At 45.6% G+C, this 7,607-nt stretch carries 8 protein-coding genes and 1 pseudogene; all 9 read right to left on the bottom strand.

The features are described from left to right. Window positions 1-209, bottom strand: a pseudogene (locus tag IM273_RS21895) (phage late control D family protein); the annotation flags it as partial. 157 nt (window positions 210-366) lie between these two features. After that, complete coding sequence (gene tri1, locus IM273_RS21890; protein ID WP_370551855.1) at window positions 367-1,467, bottom strand: ADP-ribosylarginine hydrolase Tri1; 1,101 nt, start codon at window positions 1,465-1,467, stop codon at window positions 367-369. A 36-nt stretch (window positions 1,468-1,503) separates the two neighbouring features. After that, window positions 1,504-1,875 carry an immunity protein Tsi6 family protein gene (locus IM273_RS21885; protein ID WP_048958537.1) on the bottom strand — a complete coding sequence of 124 codons (372 nt, stop codon included), beginning with the start codon at window positions 1,873-1,875 and terminating at the stop codon, window positions 1,504-1,506. A gap of 88 nt (window positions 1,876-1,963) precedes the next feature. Beyond that, the gene (gene tri1 / locus IM273_RS21880; RefSeq protein ID WP_063942330.1) at window positions 1,964-3,031 is read right to left on the bottom strand and encodes an ADP-ribosylarginine hydrolase Tri1; all 1,068 of its coding nucleotides are present in this window, start codon (window positions 3,029-3,031) and stop codon (window positions 1,964-1,966) included. A 25-nt stretch (window positions 3,032-3,056) separates the two neighbouring features. After that, entirely contained in the window at window positions 3,057-3,407 is a 351-nt protein-coding gene (locus IM273_RS21875; RefSeq protein ID WP_049138786.1) for an immunity protein Tsi6 family protein, read from the bottom strand. 346 nt (window positions 3,408-3,753) lie between these two features. Continuing rightward, entirely contained in the window at window positions 3,754-4,827 is a 1,074-nt protein-coding gene (locus tag IM273_RS21870) for a hypothetical protein (RefSeq protein ID WP_193051692.1), read from the bottom strand. 22 nt (window positions 4,828-4,849) lie between these two features. Next, window positions 4,850-5,284 (bottom strand): hypothetical protein, encoded by a 435-nt coding sequence (locus IM273_RS21865; protein ID WP_028013479.1) that lies wholly within the window; start codon window positions 5,282-5,284, stop codon window positions 4,850-4,852. Between the two features lie 24 nt (window positions 5,285-5,308). Beyond that, window positions 5,309-6,364 (bottom strand): PAAR domain-containing protein, encoded by a 1,056-nt coding sequence (locus tag IM273_RS21860; RefSeq protein ID WP_024909805.1) that lies wholly within the window; start codon window positions 6,362-6,364, stop codon window positions 5,309-5,311. A 22-nt stretch (window positions 6,365-6,386) separates the two neighbouring features. Next, a partial coding sequence (locus IM273_RS21855; protein WP_193055627.1) for a type VI secretion system Vgr family protein occupies window positions 6,387-7,607 on the bottom strand: 1,221 nt, incomplete at its 5' end.

The raw sequence follows: 7,607 nt of genomic DNA, 5'->3' as shown, positions 1-7,607 counted from the left end.
TTTCCGTTAATATAGCGGGACGTCAGCAGATTCTGCGTCGGGATGGTCACCGTGACCGGCTGGCCCAGCAGCTTACTGCGGTCGATGCGTGCGTTCGTGCCGAGCACGGTCAGCGCCAGCGCGAACGACTCGGACATCGCCTCGCGGCCCGTCAGTTTCCAGAAAAGCAGCCCCTCCACCGGGAGCTGAACGGTAATTCGGTTGAGCATAATCATTATTCCACTATGGACTAATCTCAGTGCCAGAAGTTAACTCATTTCAATACGCAAAGCGTAAACGCTGCTGGTTTGATAATGAGTAGCTGTAAGATTGACTTCTCATGCCACAAAAAAACCACTTTTCCTGAATTTTCATCGAGATAAACAGTTACAAGAAAGTGTCTTCAGGGGCTCTATCGAACAATTCACCAGCCATTTTGGCGATACGTTCATGTTGTACGAGTTTATTTTTCCACTCCTGCGGAATAGCGGAATAACCATATAATGCTCCCGCTATTTGTCCCGCCGTTGCCGCAACGCTGTCAGCGTCATCGGCAAGATTGGCAGCCAGCAGAATCGCATCCCGGAAATTATCAGTATTCCATACGGACCACATCGCGGCCTCAAGCGTATCGATTACATAACCACTTGAACGAATCTGATCGCGAGTTTTTTTCTTATATTCACCCGCGTTGATAATCATTACACGTGGCTGAAGCAGCATGACATGCGGAGAAAAAATAAAATCTTTATTGCTACCATTAATCATATGCACAAGCAAATAACTTAAATACTGAGTGCTATTTATTGCTTCCGCGGCACCGTGTGTTGCGATACTTTGTTTTTTTGCTTCATAAAACGATTTGTTTAATGATTTTCTAAAAAAAATTGAGACAGGTGCTTGTCTGATAATGGATGCATTACCTGCAGTTTCTGGCGCAGTATTACCGCTCCACCCGGGACCAACAGTTAAATATTGATCTAAAGCAAATCGAGTTGTATTACCTATATCAAAACAGATGCCATTTGAACTGTTATAACCATGCTGATACCAGTCCAGAAGCTTATTCCTGAAGCATATAGTATCAGCATCACCTTTCTCAAGAAGCGTTTCCGCAAGACATAATGCCATGGATGTATCATCCGTCCATTCACCTGCGCGGAGTCGAAATGGCCCACCACCTATCATATCTTTGACATGTGCTTTGTCACGAGGTAAAAATTCAAGCGTTGTACCTACGGCATCTCCAACAGCAAGACCAATAAGCGCACCGACAGCACGATCCCGTGATTCCGCGAGTGAGATGTTACATTGTGGTGTTAAGTCCCATTGTTTTTGTACATCGCAATCAAAAGATGATTCTAATAGTTTATCATTATATTTATACTGCATCTTCTGCTGGACTGAAAGACTGCTAACAGGTAAGTACTTACGATATATATCTACATATTTTAACAATACATTCAAATTAGCATGTAAGTCTATCACCATTCACCCATAATAAAATATTTTTAATATCAACCCCTAGAATTCATCAGGATATTTCATTTTAAGATTATGTTGTTTCATTCTGTAATTGGCATCAACCTCATGCGGCAGTCTAACCTTTAAGCCTCGGCGGATTTGATCCACAATAAACCAGGCATCCGACAACCTTTCAAAAAACAACTCATCAGAGTTATCGAACTCCTTCACTGCATACATACCGAACGTCATTTCCCATAATTTCGCTTTATCCTTTTCCTTGCCTTCAATTAAATCCCAAAGAAATAATAATTGTTGTACAATAGAGTCGTACATTTGTAAAAGCGGAGAGTGAGGATCCTGATTTTTGACCTCAGCATATCTCTTTTTTGCTAAAATTAATGCTTTTTCAACATAACCAAAGATTGTCATTTTATCCTTTGCATGGGATTTAGTTAAATTAAAGCATCACACCAGATTGAAGTCATTAGATTCCACCGTTTATCATTGGCAATTCTAACTATAAGAAATTATCCTCAGGTGCTCTATCGAATAATTTACCCGCCATTGTAGCTATCCGTTCGTGTTGTACGAGTTTGTTTTTCCAAGCCTGCGGAATACCGGAATAACCATATAATGCTCCCGCTAATTGTCCTGCCGTCGCCGCAACGCTGTCAGCGTCATCGGCAAGATTGGCGGCCAGCAGAATTGCATCCCGGAAGTTGTCAGTATTCCATACGGACCACATCGCGGCCTCAAGCGTATCGATAACATAACCACTTGAACGAATCTGATCGCGAGTTTTTTGCTTATACTCACCCGCATTTATGATCATTACGCGCGCGCACAGTGGGAAAACATGAGGGGAAAAAGCTTCTTCTTTTTGATAACCGTTAATTAAATAGTGCAATACCAATCCGAGAAATTGGCATGCGTTAATTGACTCTACCGCGCCATGCGTTGCTCGACTCTGAGCCTGGGATTCGAAGTAAATCGCACGCAGCGATTTTCGACGAAAGATAGACACCGGTGCTTGACGAATAACCCCAGCATTACCAGCAGTGTGTTTCTCTGTATTACCATACCAGGAAGGTCCGACACGCATATACTGTTCAAGTGCGAATCGCGTCGTATTCCCGATATCGAAGCACCGACCATTACTACTATTCTCTCCGTCAAGATACCATTTCAGGAGATATTTTCTAAGCACATCGGTGTGCATTCTGTTTTCTGAAAGATAAGTCTCTGCCAGACATAATGCCATGGACGTATCATCTGTCCATTCACCAGGTTTTAATTGAAAAGGTCCCCCACCAATCATATCCGCTACATGTTCACTGTCTCTGCGTTTAAATTCAAGAGTAGTGCCAACTGCATCTCCAACAGCCAAACCCACTAAGGCCCCAAGTGCTTTATCGCGTGAAACATCTTCATTTGTGATTAAAGGTAATATTTCATCCCATACATGAGAGGAATTTGAATCATCAATGCTGCTTCTTATTACCTTACGAACATTAACTGGCATGTAGTTACGATAACGATCGGCATAATGATTAATTACTGAGTCTTCGCTGTAAAGATCTATCATCCCGCACCCTTTAATCAAACGTTGTTTACCACTTGCGATATCGTTTTTGCCTTTTCAAATACTCAACGTCTTGCTCATGAGGGAGAATAAACTTCAATCCTTTTCCCATTTGCGAAGCCATATAATTAACATTGGACAAATGCTGAGCAAGTTCTGCATCGGTTGTATCAAACTCTTTTGACGCAAGCACTCCAAGATTTAATTTGTGCAATTTACTTTTATCTTTCTCAGACCCCGTTAGAATAGACTTAATATAGTCCAACTGATTCTTCGCCATAACATATAAAGAAAATGTAGGATTTTCATCTAATCGATGATTAATTGCGTCAATAGCATCATTGATATAATCCAGCGCGGTGTAATTTTCTTTACTCATGAGTCACCTCAAATACTGTCCTGGCGGTGGCCTGAACCTGCGGATGCTCCACTTCTACCTGTTACACAGCATAGTGCATGCCCGTTCTCTCAACGGCACCGTTCGCCACGTGGATAATCTTGCCGTTAACATAGCGGGATGTCAGTTTTCAGAACAGAATATCCACTCCCGCGAGCTGAACGATAGTTCAGCTGAGCATGATTTTTTTCCACGATGATCTGATCTCAGTGCCTGAAGTTAACTAATCCTCAGAACGAGGGCGGTTATGATATTATTTCTGTGAAACAAAAAATAAAACCACATTTCTATGGTTTTATTTAGATGGCCATGAATTAACTTTGTCAGCTCATCGTTTTTCTATGCGAAACGTAGAAAGAATGATTTCCATGCATCGTTTATTGGCTTCGTAATAATAATCCTGATGATTACGATGAGGCCCAACCACCTCAACGTAACACCACAAATCATTCATTTTAAAGATACGCATATCGTAATAAGCCCTGATATTCTCAGCAGCACTGACTACCTCTCCCGTACAGCTATAAAGATCGCCTGTAAACGAGGGATTGATATCATTTGGGATGCTGGCAATGTCCGATGTCGTAAGAGAGACCGCACTATCGTGGCGGTTAAAGCGCGCAGTTGCTTCATCGAAAATAGCCTGCGCAGCGGGATAATCAGCCTGACGGAAAAGACAGAAATTAATCACTCCATGGTTAACGTTACCTATTGTGTGTTCAATTACCAAACGATTATCATCCAGCGTATTCACCAGCCATGAATCCGGAATTTTAAATCCACTGTCATTTTTGTTGCTAAGGCTGACTGTTTTCAACAGTTCTGAAAGCATCAAATTGCTGCGATGCAGTAAATCCCAGTTGATAGCAATCAGGAAAATAGTATCGGCAATCGTGTTGTAATCTTTCGACGCACAAGCCGTTTTCAAAAGGAAGTAATTTCCCCCACCATTTACAGGATTATAATCCTTCTGCACCGTATACCGTGAAACGACCTCATCACCCGATGGCATCGTTTTAATGGACAGGATATCCGCAAACTTCCCGCTTCCTGAAGGATGCGTAATTATTCTTTGGCTCAGTACTTTCTCACCCATTAAATCGAGCTTATTTATAAGCCAGTCTGACGCATTCATCTCCCACTGACAGTGTTCATATGCAGCCCAGACTTCAATATAGGGGCCGGTGTCATCGGCGATGTATCGTCCGATATTCGTCAGCCCAACCTCCTGAAATGTGATCGGCTTTAACTCTGCTGGCTTAACATTCTGGGGTAACAATAGCCAGTAATGAAGCATCTCTTTTTCTGCAGAGGTATAGAGACATTTCCAGAAATTTTCCCGAATCTCTTTTTCCTGATCCTTCATCTCAAGAGGAAAAAAATATTGTTTTTCAACAACCATAATGCAACCTCACTCGTCGCGCTTACTTAAGCCATAAACCCGAAAACATAAGGAAGCTTCCGAGGGTAATTAAGCTTTTAGCAAAGATAAGTAAGCCAGGCGCCACGGCACGTGTCATAGACGATAATTTTTCATAATTTTCCGCGTTGTATCTTTTGTGCCCCCCCATAATCCCGGAAAATAACGTGCAGAGCAGCACTACTGTGATCTTTAATCCCCAAACACACAAGAAAGACATGGATAAGATGATCGAATAATGCTTGGCCGTTGCGACGGAAAATAATGACATTGACTGAGCAAGCCATTTCAACGTAAAGCCAATGACGACCGTAGCCACTAACACTAGAACGAACATTAACCCCGCAAGGAGCCATTGCTTTTTGTTAAATAAATCTTTTCCATTCCAGATAAGCGCTAGCGTCCAAATCATAAAGACTATAAAGAAAAACCAATGCATCACAACGTTCCCCATTTACACATTTTAATCTCCTATCAGGACTGTAACACAGCCAGTCTTAATCACACCATCGCCACTGCCCGCCGCTGGGGACGGCTTACTTTCATCATCGTCATAAATCCAGTCAAGAATCGGTTTGAGAGCAAATTTGATACTGGCATCCCCTCCCAGACCGAGCGCCGCTGCAAGCTCACCGGACACCTTAAGGTTGAATGAATAATCAGTGCTATCAATCCAGGTTCCCACGCCTGCAGAAGCGCCAGCGCTCCCTGCACTCCCTGAAAGCTTGCCATCGGCAACGACTACGCCATAAAAATCGGCTTTAGCCGTCGCCTCTCCTTTGACCGCCGCGGCTTCTGCGCCAAGTTCAACATTAAAACCATAACGCCCTTTATTTCCGTCATATAGTTCACTGACGGCCTTCGCTTCAGCGGTTGCCAGGTATACATCCCCACCGACGCCGCCGTATTGTTGCCCTTCTTTTCCAATGCTTCCCGAGGCGCCATATTGTATTGCGGTGGCGTTTGCATTGAGATTAATCGCCCCGTAATCAGCTCGATCGGTCACTAACGTGCCGCTGGCAGTCGCCACCCCTACTTTAGTACGTACCTCGCCTTTATATTTATCCTGACTTTTTGTATTCCCGACCGTGATATCGGCAAGTGCGAATCCGGCTGAAGCCGTATCGGGTTTTCCAAAGCCGGATTTATCTTCAAGGCTTGCATAGGCGCCAAGCACACGGGCGTCGTAAACATCACCATGTATAGCACCATCTTTACCCGCATCCTTCGCCGCCGTTCCGCCCCAGTATTGCGGAGGTGCGGGTTGAGTGGATGCGACCGCAGGGGTCGCTGAGGTATTGCAACCCGTCTTGTCACCTTCCCTGGCGAGAGGCAAACCATTCACAAATACCGTTGTTGAACCACTGAGAATACTTCCCTGACCATGTTGGGAGCATGAAAGCGGGTCGCCTTTTCGTGCTGCCGGAAATCCGCCAATAATTACGTTGGGACTTCCGCTTTGAATTGGGCCAGTATGTGCGCTGGAATCAATGCGCGCTCTGGCGGCTGGTTTTCCCATAATAGCGTTCTCTGTACGCAGATTAACTGTTAACTTTTACAATCGCGCCCTTAATATCGGTAAGGTTAGTTCCCGTTATACTCACCGTATCATTTGCTTTCAGCTCGGTATTGATCCCATCACCTAGTCTTGTAAGCTCATCACCTTTGAAGATGGCTTGTTCCACAGCCTCTGCTTTGAGGTTACCTTGGCCTACGTGAATCTCAATGGTATCCGGGGCGATCAGAATATAGTTGTCTTTAACTTTGAGTTTAATCGTGGTCACAGATTCCAGCAGCGCGTTACCTTCTTTATCCATGGTCAAGACGGTTTGATCTTTCCCAACGTTTATAACGTGCTTGTTACCAATATTATGCGTTTCATTATTACCTACATCTGATTTCAGGTTCCGCTTAATCGTAATATTCTCATCCTGTCCGATGGTTTTTCTACGATCGACACCGACATCATGAGTTTCAGAATTTTCAATATCCGTATCCATATTTTTTTCTGCATGGATCCAGATCTGCTCGTGCCCGGCTTTATCTTCAAAACGGAGAATATTGGCATTGTCTTTATGGCCATCTTTGCTGCGGCTATAAAAACCCATCTGCGTCGCCGCAGCCGGAAGCGCCCACGGTGGCATGCTCGCGTCGTTATACACGCGGCCGGTAATAATCGGACGGTCCGGGTCGCCGTTGATAAAGTCCACCACCACCTCGTCGCCGACGCGCGGGATCTGCACCCCGCCGTAGCCCTGGCCTGCCCACGCGCTCGACACGCGAACCCAGCAGGAGCTGGTGTCATCGCCCTTCGCCAGTCGGTCCCAGTGGAACTTCACCTTCACCCGGCCATATTTATCCGTCCAGATACTCTCCCCCTTCGGCCCCACCACCTTCGCGGTCTGCGGGCCGTAGGTGCGCGGCCAAGCCGTGCTCTGCGCCGGGCGGTAAACCACCGCCGACGGAATGACCATGAAATCGGTACGGTGTATGGTCTCCCCCTCGCCGCTGGCGTAGCGGTTCTCCTCGAAGTGGTAGCCCGCCGCCGTCACCAGATACTCCCCGTTGTCGCTGAAGAACGGCGCGTTGGTTAACGTGAAGGTGTGTCCGGGCGCAATCCCCGCCGCCGTGGCGGTGGCCTGAATCTGCTGATGCTCCACCTGCCAGCGCTCCTGACGGATACGGGCATAGAACTCCCCGTGACCTTTGTCCACAAAGCGCCCCGGCCAGTCGTACACGTCGATGCTGCCCGGCTTCGGCGA

The organism is Enterobacter cloacae complex sp. P13B, from assembly GCF_014895915.1.
GTDB lineage: Bacteria > Pseudomonadota > Gammaproteobacteria > Enterobacterales > Enterobacteriaceae > Enterobacter > Enterobacter bugandensis.
This window is presented reverse-complemented; position numbering and strand designations above follow the sequence as displayed.